Annotated in this window: 10 protein-coding genes; 3 read left to right on the plus strand and 7 right to left on the minus strand. The window is 62.4% G+C overall.

Annotated features, from left to right (window positions below):
• The first annotated feature begins 1 nt into the window (after nt 1).
• The 3 genes from trpA (at nt 2) to ACIQWP_RS26035 (ending at nt 3,246) form a co-directional block, all read left to right on the plus strand.
• The gene (trpA, locus tag ACIQWP_RS26025) at nt 2–841 is read left to right on the plus strand and encodes a tryptophan synthase subunit alpha (protein ID WP_402793748.1); all 840 of its coding nucleotides are present in this window, start codon (nt 2–4) and stop codon (nt 839–841) included.
• A 108-nt stretch (nt 842–949) separates the two neighbouring features.
• Complete coding sequence (accD, locus tag ACIQWP_RS26030) at nt 950–1,861, plus strand: acetyl-CoA carboxylase, carboxyltransferase subunit beta (protein ID WP_402793750.1); 912 nt, start codon at nt 950–952, stop codon at nt 1,859–1,861.
• Between the two features lie 56 nt (nt 1,862–1,917).
• A complete protein-coding gene (locus tag ACIQWP_RS26035) occupies nt 1,918–3,246 on the plus strand; it encodes a bifunctional folylpolyglutamate synthase/dihydrofolate synthase (protein WP_402793814.1) in 1,329 nt (442 codons plus the stop codon).
• A 78-nt stretch (nt 3,247–3,324) separates the two neighbouring features.
• On the opposite strand, the gene trxA is transcribed toward ACIQWP_RS26035, so the two are convergent.
• From trxA to ahcY, 7 genes are all read right to left on the minus strand, one after another.
• Nucleotides 3,325–3,645, minus strand: coding sequence for a thioredoxin (gene trxA / locus ACIQWP_RS26040; RefSeq protein WP_402793752.1), 321 nt, complete (start codon nt 3,643–3,645; stop codon nt 3,325–3,327).
• Between the two features lie 75 nt (nt 3,646–3,720).
• Nucleotides 3,721–7,287: a double-strand break repair helicase AddA gene (gene addA / locus ACIQWP_RS26045; protein WP_402793754.1), complete on the minus strand. Its 3,567-nt coding sequence runs from the start codon at nt 7,285–7,287 to the stop codon at nt 3,721–3,723.
• The gene (gene addB, locus ACIQWP_RS26050; protein ID WP_402793756.1) at nt 7,280–10,471 is read right to left on the minus strand and encodes a double-strand break repair protein AddB; all 3,192 of its coding nucleotides are present in this window, start codon (nt 10,469–10,471) and stop codon (nt 7,280–7,282) included. The genes addA and addB overlap by 8 nt, the downstream gene beginning before the upstream one ends.
• A 5-nt stretch (nt 10,472–10,476) precedes the next feature.
• On the minus strand, nt 10,477–11,208 hold the full coding sequence (locus ACIQWP_RS26055; protein WP_402793758.1) for a nucleotidyltransferase family protein: 732 nt from the start codon (nt 11,206–11,208) through the stop codon (nt 10,477–10,479).
• A 75-nt stretch (nt 11,209–11,283) separates the two neighbouring features.
• Nucleotides 11,284–12,795, minus strand: coding sequence for a tRNA (adenosine(37)-N6)-threonylcarbamoyltransferase complex ATPase subunit type 1 TsaE (tsaE, locus tag ACIQWP_RS26060; RefSeq protein ID WP_402793760.1), 1,512 nt, complete (start codon nt 12,793–12,795; stop codon nt 11,284–11,286).
• Complete coding sequence (locus ACIQWP_RS26065; RefSeq protein ID WP_402793762.1) at nt 12,792–15,371, minus strand: ATP-binding protein; 2,580 nt, start codon at nt 15,369–15,371, stop codon at nt 12,792–12,794. The genes tsaE and ACIQWP_RS26065 overlap by 4 nt, the downstream gene beginning before the upstream one ends.
• Nucleotides 15,372–15,688: 317 nt before the next feature.
• The gene (ahcY, locus tag ACIQWP_RS26070; RefSeq protein ID WP_402793764.1) at nt 15,689–17,089 is read right to left on the minus strand and encodes an adenosylhomocysteinase; all 1,401 of its coding nucleotides are present in this window, start codon (nt 17,087–17,089) and stop codon (nt 15,689–15,691) included.
• Nucleotides 17,090–17,154 lie beyond the last annotated feature (65 nt).

The following is a 17,154-nucleotide window of genomic DNA, read 5'->3' on the forward strand; positions in this document are numbered from 1 at the left end:
CATGACCGCACGTATGGACAAACGCTTCGCCGCTCTGAAGGCTGAAGGCCGCCCGGCACTCGTCACCTATTTCATGGGTGGCGATCCCGACTACGAGACCTCGCTCGGCATCATGAAGGCGCTGCCGGAAGCCGGCGCCGACGTCATCGAGCTCGGCATGCCCTTTTCCGATCCCATGGCCGATGGCCCGGCGATCCAGCTTGCCGGCCAGCGCGCCCTGAAGGCCGGCCAGACGTTGAAGAAGACGCTGCAGCTCGCCGCCGATTTCCGTAAGGTCGATACCGATACGCCGATCGTGCTGATGGGCTATTACAATCCGATCTATATCTACGGTGTCGAAAAGTTCCTCGACGATGCGATTGCCGCCGGCATCGACGGCCTGATCGTCGTCGACCTGCCGCCGGAAATGGATGACGAACTCTGCATTCCCGCCATCAACAAGGGCATCAACTTCATCCGTCTGGCAACGCCGACCACCGATGACAAGCGCTTGCCGGCAGTTCTGAAGAATACGTCCGGTTTCGTCTACTATGTCTCGATGAACGGCATCACAGGGTCGGCTCTGCCAGACCCGTCGCTGGTGTCGGGTGCCGTCCAGCGCATCAAGCAGCACACAGATCTGCCGGTCTGCGTCGGCTTCGGCGTCAAGACGGCCGAACATGCCAAGGTCATCGGCGGCTCCGCGGACGGCGTCGTCGTCGGCACCGCCATTGTCAACCAGATCGCTACCAGCCTTACCAAGGATGGCAAGGCGAGCGCTGACACCATCCAGGCCGTGGCGACCCTTGTGCGCGGCCTGTCCACCGGAACGCGTTCCGCCCGCCTTGTTGCCGCCGAATAGTTTCCCCATATAGGCCTTCCGGCAATCCCTTGCGGATTGAGGAAAAGCCCTATGGGCATTTGGTGACGACTAGGCTATCGATTAATTCGGTCGATTAGGAGTTTCGAATTGAACTGGATCACGAACTACGTCCGCCCGCGGATCAATTCCATGCTGGGCCGTCGCGAGGTTCCGGAGAATCTCTGGATCAAGTGCCCGGAAACGGGCGAGATGGTCTTCCACAAGGATCTGGAAGACAACAAGTGGGTCATCCCCGCTTCCGGTTTCCACATGAAGATGCCGGCCAGGGCCCGCCTTGCCGACCTCTTCGACAATGGTGAATACGAAGCCCTGCCGCAGCCGAAGGTGGCGCAGGACCCGCTGAAGTTCCGCGATTCGAAGAAATACACCGATCGCCTGAAGGACAGCCGCATCAAGACCGAGCAGGAGGATACGATTCTTTCCGGTCTCGGCAAGGTTCGCGGCCTGAAGCTCGTGGCGGTCGTGCATGAGTTCAACTTCATCGGCGGTTCGCTCGGCATGGCCGCCGGTGAAGCGATCGTCAAGGCCTTCGAGCGCGCTATCGCCGAGAAATGTCCGCTGGTGATGTTCCCGGCCTCCGGCGGCGCCCGCATGCAGGAAGGTATCCTGTCGCTGATGCAGCTGCCGCGCACGACCGTTGCCGTCGACATGCTGAAGGAATCGGGCCAGCCCTATGTCGTGGTTCTGACCAACCCGACCACTGGTGGCGTCACGGCCTCCTACGCCATGCTGGGCGACATTCATCTCGCCGAGCCGGGCGCCGAAATCGGCTTTGCCGGCAAGCGCGTGATCGAGCAGACTTTGCGCGAAAAACTGCCCGAGGGCTTCCAGACCTCGGAATATCTGCTGGAGCACGGCATGGTGGACATGGTCGTCAAGCGCCACGACATTCCGGACACCCTGGCAACACTTCTGAAGATCCTGACAAAGGCGCCGGCAAACGATGTGTCGGTCAAGAGCAAGAACGGTGCTGCGCTGCCGGTGGCAGCGAGCGCCTGACATCATCGATTGCCGGTAGGCGGAGGTGCGGGATGACGTCTATGGATCAATCCGCAATGAGCGAGGCAGCGCGGGAGATCGAGAAGCTCATGGGCTTGCACCCCAAGGGCTTCGACCTTTCCCTGGAGAGAATAACCCGGCTGCTTGACGTCCTCGGCAACCCCCACAAGAAATTACCGCCGGTGATCCATGTCGCCGGCACCAACGGCAAGGGATCGGTGACGGCCTTCTGCCGTGCTTTGCTCGAAGCCGGCGGCTACAGCGTGCATGTCCACACCTCGCCGCATCTCGTCAACTGGCACGAGCGCTATCGCATCGGCGTCAAGGGCGGACGTGGCAAGCTCGTCGATGATGCTGTGTTTGCCGATGTGCTCAGGCGCATCGCCAAGGCCAATGACGGGCAGAAGATCACTGTCTTCGAGATTCTGACGGCAGCGACCTTTCTTCTCTTTGCCGAACATCCGGCCGACGCCGCCGTCATCGAGGTCGGTCTTGGTGGCCGTTTCGACGCCACCAACGTCATATCCGATCCGGCCGTTTCGGTCATCATGCCGATTTCGCTTGATCACCAGCCCTATCTCGGTGATCGCGTCGAGCTGATCGCGGCCGAGAAGGCCGGCATCATGAAATCGGGCCATCCCGTGGTCATCGGCCATCAGGAATATGATGCCGCACTCGACGTGCTGATCTCGACGGCCGAGCGGCTTCGTTGCCCGACAGCCGTTTTCGGTCAGGATTTTTCAGCCCACGAGGAATATGGCAAGCTCGTCTATCAGGACGAGTTTGGCCTTGCCGACCTGCCGCTGCCGCGCCTGCCGGGTCGCCACCAATACAGCAATGCCGCCGCCGCCATCCGCGCCGTCAAGGCCGCCGGTTTCGTGGTTACCGAAGCGATGATGGAAAGGGCGATGACGTCGGTCGAATGGCCCGGACGCCTGCAGCGGCTGACGGAAGGTGAGCTGATGGCGCATGCGCCGGCGCGCGCGGAGATCTGGGTCGATGGCGGCCACAATCCCGGTGCCGGCGAAGTCATTGCCGAGGCCATGGCCAATTTCGAGGAGCGTCAGCCGCGGCCGCTGTTCCTGATCATCGGCATGATCAATACCAAGGACCCTGTGGGATATTTCAAGGCCTTTGCCGGTCTTGCGGAAAAGGTCTATTGCGTGCCGATCCGTGGCAGCGAAGCCATGATCGATCCGGTCATCCTGGCGAATGCCGCCTATGATGCTGGCCTTGTCGCGGAGCCCATGTCGAGCGTGGGTGATGCGCTGGATGCGATCAAGGTTTTCGCGGTGCCGAATTCGCCAGCCCCGCGCATTTTGATCGGAGGCTCTCTCTATCTGGTCGGCGACGTCCTCTCCGATAACGGCACGCCGCCTCGGTAACACCAGAGTATTACGTCATTCGCGCAACAAAAAGCCCCGCACGAAGCGGGGCTTTTTGTTTCATGCGATCGATACCGATCAGGCTGCGCTGGAGATCCAGTTCTGCAGGGCCGTCTTCGGAGCGGCGCCGACCTTGATGTCAGCGACTTCGCCGGCCTTGAACATGGCAAGCGTCGGAATCGAACGAACGCCGAACTGGGCAGCCAGTTCCGGGTTTTCGTCGATATTGAGCTTGGCAACCTTGACCTTGCCTTCGAACTGCACGGCAAGCTCTTCGAGAGCCGGAGCGATCATCTTGCACGGGCCGCACCATTCGGCCCAGAAATCAACAACGACAGGCTCTGCGGACTGCAGCACTTCGGTGGCGAAGTTGGAGGTATCGACTTTAATGGTAGCCATAGGCTGCTCCTTTACCAGGATTTGCGGTTGCTAGATATGTGATGGTACGGCGCCCAAATTTCAATATTTGGTATTTCACTTTGTTTCGAGCTCCGCAAGCGCCAATGCCAGCGCCCTATCGGACAGCGTATAGATCGAGGCATTTTCGGTGTAGACCAGCATGCAGTCGACGCGCTTTCCCGGATAAAGCGGCGACAGGATCTCGCGGTAGATCGCGAGCTGGGCTCTGTGCGCGAAGGGAATGTTGCCTTCCTCGCCGGGCGGCACGCGATTCGTCTTGTAATCGAGAATGACGACATGGTCGTCCAGTACTGCCAGCCGATCGATGCGACCCGAGACGGCGTAGGACTGGTTGCCGAGCTTCAGCGTGCCCATGATCGAGACTTCGGCCTGCGCGTGGGTACTGAAGGTGCCCTGCAGATCCGGATGTGACAGCAGCGCCATGACGGACCTTACCAGCGCGTCTTGCTCGGCCTGAGGCCAGAAGCGTGCGGCCCGCTCCGCATAGCGCCGGGCGGCTTCGGCGCGAGCCTCGGGCGCGATCTCGGGCAATGTCTGCAGCATCCGGTGGATGAAGCGGCCCTTTTGCAGGGCGCGGTCGGATTTCGCCTTCTCGCCGAAAAGCGCCGAGGTCACCAGCAGATCGTCGGCTTCTTCATCGATGACGGTGCCGACGCCGGAAGGACTGAGCGGTCGCGGCAGGCTTCTTTGTGGCGGCAACGGGCGGCTGAGGCTCTCAGGCAGGCGAGCGCGTTCGGATCGCTTCTCATGCTCCCTAGCGGTTTCGAATTCGAGCTGGACCTGGGCAACCCGCCAGCTCAAGCCTTCCCAGTCGCCATCGGGGCCGGAAAAGGTCTTTGGCGTGCAATGCAGCTCATCGCCGCGCAAGGCGGCGGAAATCATGGAATGCCAGGTATCGGCATTTTCGCGGATGCCGCGGTAGCCGCAGATGATCAGCCGGTCGGCGGCGCGCGTCATGCCGACATAGAGCAGGCGGCGATATTCCTCCTCCGCCAGCGCCTGCAGCCTTGCCGTATCGGCCTGCGTCAGCGAATTGGCGAGTGCCGAGACCGGAACCCAAACCGGCAGCGGGGTCTGGTCGCGACCGGTTTCGATCAGCCGCATCTTTGGCAGATGCGTATGGGTGAAGGCCTTGCCACCACCGTCGACGAGGAAGACGATCGGCGCCTCCAGCCCCTTCGAGGCATGCACCGTCATGATCCGCACTTCGTTGCGGCCTTTGTCCTGCTCGCGCTTGACCGTCGGCGCTTCGAGTTCCAGCGTCGAGATGAAGGATTGCAGGCCGGGCAGGCCGCTCGTTTCATGATCGAGCGTGAAGGTCAGGAATTCGTCGAGGATATCGCTGACCTCGGTGCCGAGCCGCGCCAGAAACTGCCGCCTGCCGCCGAAGCTGCCGAGCACGCGCGCATAGAAATCATGTACGGCCAGGCTCTTCGACAGAGCAAGGAATGTGCTGAGCCGCTCGACTACTTGGCTGAAACGCTCATGGCCGTCTCCCGCAAATCTCCGCAGGTGGCTCCAGACGCTTTCCTCGTCGTCGCGATAGGCGGCAACCGCGAAGACATCCTCCTCGCTGAGATCGAACAGCGGGCTTTTCAGCAGCGCGCAAAGCGAAAGATCGTCTTCCGGCAAAAGCAGGAAGCGGCCGAGTGCGAGGAGATCCTGAATGGCGATATGGCTGGTCAGCACCAATCGGTCGGCGCCGGCGACGGGAATATTGCCGCGTCGTTTCAGGGCGCGGGTCAGCGCGTTGACGAAGCTGTCGCGCTTGCGCACCAGCACGAGAATGTCGCCGGCTTCGATGAAGCGGGCCTTGCCCTTCTCGATGATCGTTTCCCGCCCGACAAGATTGCCGATCGTCTGCGCCATCCGCCGCGCCAGGATGGCGGGCGGCGCGCTTTCCGGCGTCAAATCGAAGGGTGCCGTCCAGTCTTCTTCCCTGGCAGCCGGCTCCGGCGCGATCATCTCCCAGAGGTCGACTGCGCCGGGATGGCCGATACGGCTTGAACGATGAACGACAGGCTCGTTGACGGCGCTGAGCCCCCGCGAATTATCCGGACTGGTAAAGACATGGTCGACGGCGCCAAGCACATCGGCGGTCGAGCGAAAGGACAGAGGTAGCCGGATCGACGAGAACTTCAGGCCGCTTGCATCCACCCGCCGGCGCGTGCGATCGCTTTCCTCCGAAAAACGCTCCGGTCGCGCACCCTGGAACGAATAGATCGATTGCTTCTCGTCACCAACGGCAAAGATGGTCCTGAGCGTCGGCCGGGCGCCGTCGCCGGAAAAGAAATCCTCCGCCAGCGACTGGATGACGCTCCACTGGATCGGGCTGGTGTCCTGCGCCTCGTCGACCAGAATGTGATCGATGCCCTTGTCCAGCTTGTAATGTATCCAGGGTCCGACGCCCTTCTTGGTGAGCAGGTCGGCGGTGCGGGTGATGAGATCCTCGAAATCGAGCTGGCTGCGGCGCTTCTTCAGTTCCTCGTAGTCGCGGTTCAGCCGGTCGGCGAGGATAAGGGCGGCGCGAGTGGCCCGATACATCCGCATCAGCTTCAACCGGTCACGGCAGGCAACGACATGGGCGCGGGCTTCCGCCACCGCTTCCGCAAGTGTCGGCGCATCTGCCAGCATCGCCTTGACGAAAAACTGGCTATCCGACTTCGGTTCGCCCTTGGCGGTCAGCATGATTTTTTCGAGGATGTCGACGCGGGCGATGGGATCTGCCTCGCGCTTGGCAAGCCGCAGCGCATAGGCAATCTCCTGGGCCTTGGCGCCGCCTTTCTGATCGGCGAGCGAGAGATAGAGCTCCAGCGTGGCGCCGGAGAGGCCCGGAAGCGGCCAATAGTGTTCCGCGATGCCGGTTTCGGTATCCATAGCGGAAAGTCCGAGCCGTGCCAGCAGGGCCGCTTCGAGGCCACCTTGACGTTCAGCCGCCTCGGTGAAGCGGCGGATGGCATTGCGATTGGCGACGATATCGCCGAGCAGCGTTTCCAACCCCGATTCGTCGCCGAGATCGAGCACATAGGCGAAAGCCTGCGCCAGCTCGGCATCGCCATGCGGCGTCGCGGATGAAAGCAGCGCACGCCGGGCATCGTCAAGTAGGGTCGCTGCCGCACGATCGTCGAGAACGGAGAAATGCCCGGCGACATTGGCTTCAAGCGGAAATTGATGCAGCAAGGCCTCGCAAAAGGCATGGATCGTCTGGATCTTCAGACCGCCCGGCGTCTCCAGCGCCTTGGCGAACAGCCGGCGAGCCTCGGCAAGCTTGAAGAGATCCGGCTCCTTGCCTTCGATATCGGCGATGCGCTTTTTCAACTCCTCGTCCGGCATCGTCGCCCAGGCGGCCAGCCGGTCGAAGACGCGGTTCGACATTTCGGAGGCGGCAGCCTTGGTATAGGTGAGGCAGAGGATGGCCGAGGGCCGCGCGCCAGAGAGAAGCAGGCGGATGACGCGCTGGGTCAGCACATGCGTCTTGCCCGAGCCGGCATTGGCCGAGACCCAGGCCGAACGTTCCGGGTCGGAGGCGATCGATTGCTGGATCGTTGTCCAGCTGATCCAGATGCCGGGGTCGTCGCTGTCGGGCAGACCGGCTATTTCGCTGGCGGAAAGCTCACTCATCGCCGCCGCCTTCCTGCTCGGTCTCTGCCGTCGACCATTCGGAAACGCGGGCAAGGTGATCGTAATCGCCGCCATATTCGAACTGCTGGGCCGGGATCAACCGCGAGGAAAAGCCCTTCTCGCCCGACTGCAGCAGCGAGACGAATTTGACCAGCTGGTCCATCGATTCCTGCGCGAGATCCATAGCCGACTTCGTTTCCGTCTTGCCGCCGCGGCTGGAAAGCTCGTTGTTGACCTGGTCGACCTTGAAGCGATCGCCGGGCCGCAGCCGGACATAGAGCAGGTTCTCAGGCACCAGCCCGCCGATATTGCGGAAAGCACCGGCCTTCAGCGCATAGGCTTCCAGCGCCAGCTGCGGGTCGAGCAGCGCGCGGGCCTGCGGCGGAGAGGGATTGGAGCCGGTCTTGTAGTCGATGAGATCGGCGCCCTTGTCATTCTTGATATCGATACGGTCGGCGACGCCCGTCAACCGAATGCCGATCGGTTCGATCTCGACGCCGGCGGGCACTTCCGTCGCCGTTTGGCGCACTTGGGGCCGCCGTTCCGCTTCCCAGGCAAGGAAGGCCCGCGCTACTTCGCGGAAACGCGGCCGCCAGACGCTGTCGATATGAACGGGCAGCCGTTCGGCATCGAAGAGGTCCACAATGATCTGGTCCATGGCCAGCGTCGCATCCGGCATGCCGGCCACATGCCCCCCGCTGACGAAGCGCTCTATGATCTTGTGGTAGAGCGTACCGCGCTCAGCCGGACCGGGATCACGATTGAAGGGATCGACAGGGTCGAGCCGCAGCACGCGCCGGGCATAGATCGAATAGGGATCGCGCCGCAGCCGCCCCACTTCGCTGAAGGAGTAGCTCTTCGGCTGCAATTCCACGGGCGGCTTCGGTGCCGGTCGCAGCGCCGGAGCCTGGTTTTCGCCCTCGTCGATCATCGCGGCCCAATGGCGATATTGGTCGCCGCGGGCCTTCATGGCAGCTTCGAGGTCTTCGCCGCCAAGCGCGATCAGCCGCTGCAGCCAGCGCGACGCGACCGTCGGCGTCGAGCCCTGGCGCAGGGCGCGGGAATAGATCAGGTCGCGTGTGCCGTTCGCCATCTCGAAATCGTGCGCGAGTTGGCCGATGCGCCGCTCCGGCGGCTCCAGGCCGATCTCCGTCTTCATGCCGCGGGAAATGAAGGGGTTGTTGGCGGTCTGCCCCGGCCATGAGCCTTCGTTTAATCCACCAAGGATCAGCGTATCGACACTCTGCAGGCGCGCTTCCAGCGTACCGAAGATGAAGAGGCGGGGATGACTGAGCGCCCGCGGCTTCACGGCCTGTCCGACGCAGAGCGCCGCCATGATATCGATCCATTGCACGCCGTCGGCTTCGAGCTGGCCGTCGGTCTCGATGACATCCCGAAGCAGGCTGGCAAGCGTATCCCCGGCCTCGCCCGACCAGAGGCCCACCAGGCTGCCGCGCGCGTCGACCGCTGCGGCTTCAAGGGCACGGCCCGTGCGCTCGGCCCAGTCCGAAAGGGTCGGCAGACCCTCTGACGTGGGCAGGGAAAGTGCCGACAACAGCGGCTCGCAGGCGGCGGTCACACGCTGGGCCAGGGCGCGCGCATGCTCGATGGCCTCAGGCGGTAGCGATTTGCGCCATTGCGGCGCGTGGCGGTCCTTGGCCTGTTCCGTCACCCGCTCGTCGAGCAGGGTTTCCAGCCTGCCGATGTCGACATTGGCGACACCGCCCCTGAGTGCCAGGATTTCCAGCGCATCGACACCGGGCTGACGTATCTCCGCCGACAGGCCGAACAAAGCGAGGGGATGCTTGAGAAGTGAAACGACGGCGACGGGATCGCCGGGGCGAAGGGCTGCTTCCAGCAGCAATTGCAGCAGCGTGCCTTGCGGCGTCGCGTTCAGCGGCGTGCCGGCCGAATCGTCGGCGGTGATGCCGAAGCGGGCAAGTTCGGCCGTTACCCGTCTCGCAAGATTCCGGTCGGGCGTGATCAACGCCGCCTGGCTTTCGCCGCCGTAGCGCCCCGGCTTGTCCAGAGCCAGCCGCAAGGCGATGGCGATCGCCGTCGCTTCCTCGCGCTCGTTGGCGGCTTCGATAAGGGTGACATCGGCAAATGCGTTCGGGATCGTATCCGGAGCCAGCGTCTTGCGCCAGTTTCCCCAGCCGCTCGTCGCCTTGGCCGGCGCCAGCGCGCGTGACAGGATCTGTGCCCGCATCTGCATCGTATCGGTTGCGTCCGCGATCGGCTCGACATCGCGACGGGCAACGCGCAAGCGCTTCAACAGCAGCGACAGGCCATATTGCGGGTGGCTGCGGGTGGTGGGATCGGCTCTTTCACCGATGGAGGTTTCCGGCGCCACCAGCTGCCAATCCTCGTCCGGCATCGTCAGATCGAGACCGGGCAGCACGATCACGCCTTGCGGCAGAGAGGCGACGGCCGCGATCAGTTCGGCGGTTGCCGGCACCGAGCCGGTCGAGCCCGCGATGATGACGGGACCGGGGTGCCGCATGGTGGAAATCCGCTGCACTTCGGCGCGCAGGACGGCGTTGCGGTTGCGGGCCGGCGAGGATTTGCCGAGTTCCTCGAGCCGCGCCGGCCAGAAGGCGCTGGCGATCGCCAGGAATTCGGCCGTCAGCTGCCACCAGAGCGCATGGTCTTCCGCATCCAGATTGGCAAGCTCATTCCACTCGCGATCCTCGGTCTCAAGGGAATCGATGAGTTCGGCGAGATTGCGTGCGAGCCATATGGCATCCGCTGGGCTTGCAGGCGCCACCAGCGGCGAGTCGGAATGGATGTCGCGCACGATCTGCGGCAGCTTGTTGCGCCAGGCAAGGATCAGCCGCGCCAGTTCCAGCAGTCGCGCCGTGTTGGCAAGCGGCTGTGCCAGATCGGCCGTTTCAGGCAGTGCTTCCTCGAAATAGCCGCTATCGTCATCGGTTTCGCCGAGCGGGCGAATGACCGGCAGGATGGCGGACCGGCCGCCGAGAAGATCGACGAATTCGGAACGCAATACGCGCGCCGCGCGCCGCGTCGGCAGGAAGATGCTGACCTTGGCAAGCGACAGCGGGTCGTCCGGATCATGGCGGAAATGCTCAGTCAGCCCACCGTCGCAGAGAGCGGCCGCAAGGGTCTTCAGAAAGGGCAGGCCCGCCGGGATCGTCAGGATGCGTTGCCGGTGTCCGCCTGCCATGGGCCTCACGCAAACGCCCGGAAATTCCGGATCGTTTCCTCAGCCTCGCCGATAGCCTCGGGCGTTCCCACAGTCAGCCAGTGGCCGTCGAGCATCGTGCCATAGAGTCGGCCGCGCGCGATCGCCTTGTCGTAATAGGTGTTGATGTTGAAAGCGTCGCCGGGCGCGTCGTCGAGAAACGAAGGATTGATGACCAGGGTGCCGGCGTAAACCACGCCGTTGCCCATAACCGCGTCATAGCGCGAGAGGCGACCATCTTCAGCCATGCTGAAATCATTCTTGCCGTTGTGGCCCGTCGTCTTGTCCAACGCGACGCAGAGCATGCCGAAGTCCATGCGGCCCGCGTCGAAGAATCCGGCTAAGCGCCCCAGATTCGTCGGCTGGCCTTCCTGTTCCCCGATCCAGAAGAGATCCGAATTCATGACGAAAACCGGATCGCGGCCGAGCAGCTTCAATCCCTTGGCCAGGCCGCCGCCGTTGTTCATCAGTGCATCGCGCTCGTCCGAGATCAGGATGTCCAGCTTGCGATATCCGCGCAGATGCGCTTCCATCTGGTTGGCATGGTGATGCACGTTGACGACGACCTGCTCGACCCCGGCTTCCGCCAGCGCATCCAGCGCATAGTCGATCATCGGCTTGCCGGCGATCTTAACGAGCGGCTTCGGGATGGTATCGGTGATCGGCCGCATCCGGGTTCCGAGCCCCGCGGCCAATACCATGGCTTGCTTGATGGTCATTTCGTCTCGAACTCTCGATTCGCTATCTGATTTCCATAGCACAGGGTCGGAAAGCCGTCGCCCGGTCTCTGGCTGTTATGCCCGGCCGATCCCGGCCTTCTCGCACCATTCGCGCAGAGGCGCGAGAGCCTCGTGTTCGAAGGCGATGGCGAGATAGGCGAGCGTGCGCGGCATGTGCTTCAGATATCCGGGCTTGCCGTCACGCTGCAGCAGCCGCACCCACAGGCCGGCAAGCTTGCAATTGCGCTGCGCCGACATGATCGCCCAGCTCTTCAGGAATTTAGCCTCGTCGAAGCCGCCCTGGGCATGGCGTAGTGCGAGATAATCGGCCATCAGCCGGTCATGCAGATCGCGCTCGATCGTCACCCGCGCGTCCTGCACCAGCGAGGCGACGTCATAGGAGGTCGGTCCGATCATCGCGTCCTGGAAATCGATGATGCCGACGCGCTTGATGCCCTGTTGATGGGCCTGCCAGATGATATTGGGCGAATGCATGTCGCGCAGCAGCAGGTTCTTTTCCACGTCCTCGAGCTGATCGATGAGTTTGTCCCAGATCGCCAGATAGTCGCCGCGCTCGGCGTCGCTCGCGGGCGTGCCTCGTTTCCAGGGCAGATGCCAGTCGAGAAGCAGCCGCGCTTCCATCTTCATCGCGGTCCGGTCGAAATCCGGAATGTGATGGACATGATCCGGCGTCACCGGGATATCGTGCGGAACGGAAAGACCGTGTAGATGCGCCAGGCAGGCGACGCTGGCGCGATAACGCTCGGCAATCGGCCTGCCCTCCGGGTCGAGCACACCATCGGTGCCGAGATCCTCGATTAGCAGGATGCCCTGATCGTAATCGGCGAGGTAGATTTCCGGCGCTGCAAAGCCGTTTTCCCGCAGGATATTGGCGATCGCGACGAAGGGGTAGGTGTCCCAGGCAAGATGCGCGACCTTCGGATAGGGCTTGCCGTCGAGCACGGGCGGCCCTTCCGGCAGGCCCGGCCAATCCATCAGGATCACACGGCTGCCGCCGTCTTTCGGATAGATGGATTCATAGGCGCGCAGCGAAGCGTCGCCCGTCAGGAAGCGCCTGATGGCACCGCGATAGTCATGCGAATCGAGAAAGGCGCGGATAGCAAGCACACGCTCGATGCGTGCCAACTGCTTGGCCGGTGCCGTAATCACGGCGCGTCGTCCCTCGCCCTCATGCGTGAGCTTGAGGTCGATCCGCTCCTTCGGCAGCTCTCCCTCGGCCATTTCGGGCCATTCGACAAGGCAGATGCCGGTCTGGAGCGCCTCGTCGAAGCCAAGCTCCGTCAATTCGCTGGGGTCACCCAGCCGATAGAGATCGAAATGCGAGACGGGGATGCGCAGCTCATAGGATTGCACGAGCGTAAAGGTTGGGCTCGGCACATCCAGTTCGACATCGTCGGCCATGGCCCGCAGCAGCGCGCGTGCGAGCGAGGACTTACCCGCGCCCAGGTCGCCTGAGAGTGCCAGACAGTCGCCGACCTTCAATGCCAGCGCCAGATCCTCGCCGAGCTCGGCGGTGGCGATGTCATCTGCGAGGAAAAGGGAAATGCTGCTGTCTGAGGCTGTCATTCTGCTGCGACGGAATGGGGCAGCTCGGCCGAAGGAATCCGGCAGGTCACCGTCGTTCCCTTGCCCGGCTGGCTTTCGATGGAAACCTCGCCGTCATGCAGGCTGACGAAGCTTTCGACAATCGAAAGGCCGAGGCCCGCGCCGCTGCGCTTACCGCCGTTGCCGCCGGAGGCGAAGCGGTTGAAGACGGTGTTGATCAGATCCTCCGATATGCCGGGGCCCTTGTCGGCGATAGAGAAGACGAAATCCGTGCCTTCGCGCCCACATCTGAGCGCGATGGTCGATCCCTCCGGCGCGAAATTGGCGGCATTGGTCAGAAGCTTGAGCAGGATCTGCTTCAGTCGCTGCTGATCGGCAACGATCGAGCCGAGATGAGCCGGCACGGTGATCTCGAGCGTCACGCCGCTTTCCTGCAGCCGGTCGGCGATCTGCATCGAGACTTCGTCGAGCAGGTCGGAAAGCACAATCTCTGAATAGTTCAGCCGCATGATGCCGGCATCGACCGTCGCCAGATCGAGAATGTCGTTGACCAGCGTCAGAAGCACGGAGGACGAGGTCGAGATATGATCGATATATTCGGCCTGCCGGTCGTTCAGCGAGCCGATGCCCGGCGTCTTCAGGAGGTCGGTGAAGCCGATGATGTTGGTCAGCGGCGAGCGCAGCTCGTAGGAGACGTGCTGGACGAAATCGTTCTTCAGCTCGTCCGCCTTCAGCAGCGCATCGTTCTTCTCGGTCAGTGCCCGCTCGGCGCGCACGCTGTCGGTCTTGTTGACGAAGGTCAGCATGGTCTGCGCATTCGGCAGCGGAATGACGGCGTAGTCGAGCACGAGATTGGAATAGAGTTCCAGCGTGCCTTGCGAGGAAGGCCGTTCGTCGTCGAAGCTGGTGATCTGCTCGGCAAAGCGTTTCCAGCCATCCGGCCGGTCATAGGAGGGGGCGCAGGCTTCTGCCAGGGCCTGGATATGCGTATCCGGCTTCGCCTGTGTCTCGGTAATGTTCCAGAGAATGCGGAAAGCGGGGTTCGACAGGCGGATGCGGCCATCGGGACCGAAAACCGCGACGCCTTCGGAAAGGTGGTCGATGGTTTCGCCCTGCACCTTGACCAGCGTGTTGTAGCGGGTTTCGAGGTCGACCTGCTCGGTGAGGTTCTCGAACACCCAGGTGGCGCCGCCCTGCGGATGCGCCGTCGCGAAAACCCTGAGAATTTGGCCGTTGGGCAGGTGCCAGAGGTCCGTCTGCGTATCGAGCGCGCGATAGACCGAAAGGACGCCGTCCTTCCATGCCTTCCAGCTCAGCTGTTCCGGCAGCTTCTTGGCGCTGCGCAGTCTGTCCAGAAGCTCGCTATTGTCGGGCCGCTTCTCCAGAAACGCGATGTCGAGTTCCCAGAGCTGCACGAAAGCCTGGTTGTAGAATTGCAGCCGCCTGTCGCCATCGAAGATCGCGACGGGCGTCGCCAGGTGATCGAGCGTCTCGGCATGGCTCTTCAGCGTGCGCGCAAGCTCTGCACGAACCGATTCCGCCTCGGACACATCGATGGCGATGCCGGCGGAACCGTTCGGAGCCTTGACGTCGACGACGTCGAAGAAGGTGCGGTTGCCATGCACCACAGTTGAAATCTTGTCGTGAAAGGGCGATTCCGGCGTGGTCGCGGAGCGAATGCGCTCGCGGGTCACGGTCGTCAGGAATTCCCGTCCCTCGCGCACCGCCTCATCGGTCGAAACCGCTTCGACCGCCTCGCCATAGGCCTGGTTGACCCAGGTGAGCGTGCCTTCTGCGTCGCGCTGCCAGACCGGCAGGTCGATGGCATCTAGCAGGTTCTGGAAAGTGGAAATCGAGGTCATCAACCGGTCGCGCTCGATCTTCAGCTCGGCGAGTTCGGCGCGCAGATTGTTGAGCGCGATGAAGCGGACGAAGGCGCGCCCGCCGGAAATGCGCCCCTGCGCTTCGAGGATTTCGTCGCGGCTGGTCTCGACCACCATGTCGAAGCTCTGGCCGCTGCCGCGCAGCTTGTCGATCGCCTTGTCCAGCTCGCCGGCCGACCATGATTTCAGCCAGCGGCCAAAGGCGAGAAATTCGTTGTCCTGCGGTGCGCCGGTCTCGACGGGCAGCTGGCCGAGCAGTTCCGGTCGCGCATTCTGGCCGTCCCAGATGACGATCCGGCGGTTCTTGTCGGCGATCAGTGCCTGGTATTGCGAAATGCGCTGGTTGGCGTCGGAAAGAGCCGTGCGGATCTCGCGGCTTTCGTTCTCCATGTTCCCGCGCTGCCGGACCATCCACATGGTCGACAGAAGCGCTGCAGAGATGACGCCGATGATAACGGAGAAGACGGCCATTTCCGACGAGGTGAAGAGGCGTATGCCCGTCTGCGCGGCATCGTTGCTTTGCGCGAGGACGGGACCTGCCAGGCCGGTCGCCAGACCGCCGAAAACGCTAAGCCGCAGCAGGCGGCTGAAGGAGGTCAGCCGACCTTTGCCCTGCTTCGCTTTTGCCGAAAGCCAATGTGTACCGCCCTGCTGCAACCGCGCCGCCGCTTGGCATGGCGCTGGTTGATGCAGGTTGTCTTCCCCTTCAAGCATAAGAGGTCTGTCTCCGTCCTCTAGAGCATGGTGCCGAAAAGTGTAAGCGGTTTTCGGACGACATCATGCTCTACTTATTTGTTTGTAGGGCGGATTCAGATGTTAGGTCGAATCGACCTAAAATCATCCAGCTCTACTGTGCCGCATCCTGACAAGACATCCCATTTTCATGGCTCCGGGCACGCCCGGTTCGTCACGAATCAAGTGTAAAAACAATACTGCCTAAGGGATTCTGCGGGAAGGGAGCTGGCTAAAAAATAAGCCCCGGCATTTGTCAATGCCAGGGCCACAAGATGTTGTGGATACTGTTTCGATAATTAGTATCTGTAGTGGTCGGACTTGAACGGACCCTGCGGCGTGACGCCGATATACGCAGCCTGTTCGCCGGAAAGCTCCGTCAGCTTCACGCCGAGCTTGGCAAGATGCAGGCGCGCGACCTTCTCGTCGAGATGTTTCGGCAGAACGTAGACTTCGTTCTTGTAGTGGCCGGGCTTGGTGAAAAGCTCGATCTGGGCCAGCGTCTGGTTGGTGAAGGAGGCCGACATCACGAAGGAGGGGTGGCCGGTGGCGTTGCCGAGGTTCAAGAGGCGGCCTTCCGACAGCAGGATGATGCGGTTGCCCTTGGAGAACTCGACCATGTCGACCTGTGGCTTGATGTTCGTCCACTTCTGGTTCCGCAGCGCGGCGACCTGGATTTCGTTGTCGAAGTGACCGATGTTGCCGACGATCGCCATGTCCTTCATCGCGCGCATGTGGTCGATGCGGATGACGTCCTTGTTGCCGGTCGTGGTGATGAAGATGTCGGCCGAGGAAATGACGTCCTCGAGCTGAACGACTTCGTAGCCGTCCATGGCGGCCTGCAGCGCGCAGATCGGGTCGACTTCGGTGACCTTGACGCGGGCGCCGGCGCCGGAGAGCGAAGCGGCGGAACCCTTGCCGACGTCGCCATAGCCGCAGACGACTGCAACCTTGCCGGCCATCATGACGTCGGTGGCGCGGCGGATGCCGTCAACCAGCGATTCCTTGCAGCCGTACTTGTTGTCGAACTTCGACTTGGTGACGCTGTCGTTGACGTTGATGGCCGGGAAGGGCAGCAGACCCTTCTGGCTGAGCTGGTAGAGGCGGTTGACGCCCGTGGTGGTTTCTTCGGTCACGCCCTTGATGGCGTCGCGCTGCTTGGTGAACCAGCCCGGCGAAGCTTTGAGGCGCTTCTGGATCTGCGCGAAGAGGATTTCCTCTTCTTCCGAATGCGGATTGGAGAGCACGTCCTCGCCGGCTTCGGCACGGGCGCCGAGCAGGATGTACATCGTGGCGTCGCCGCCATCGTCAAGGATCATGTTGGACAGACCACCATCGGTCCACTGGAAGATCTTGTCGGTGTAGATCCAGTAGTCTTCGAGGCTCTCGCCCTTGATGGCGAAGACCGGAACGCCGGAGGCGGCGATTGCGGCCGCAGCGTGATCCTGGGTCGAGAAGATGTTGCACGATGCCCAACGGACTTCGGCGCCGAGCGCCACCAGCGTCTCGATGAGAACGGCGGTCTGGATCGTCATGTGCAGCGAGCCGGTGATGCGCGCGCCCTTCAGCGGCTTTGCTTCGCCGAATTCGGCGCGGCAGGCCATCAGGCCCGGCATCTCGGTTTCGGCAATCGTGATTTCCTTGCGTCCGAAGTCGGCAAGGCCGATATCCGCGACGATGTAGTCCTTTTCAGTGCTCATGAAGGTCTCCAGCCTGAACGATGCAATCGCGCCGCGGGCAGACGCCTCGGCCGAATGCAACAAGA

It is taken from the genome of Rhizobium sp. NPDC090279 (genome assembly GCF_044769665.1).
Lineage (GTDB): Bacteria > Pseudomonadota > Alphaproteobacteria > Rhizobiales > Rhizobiaceae > Rhizobium.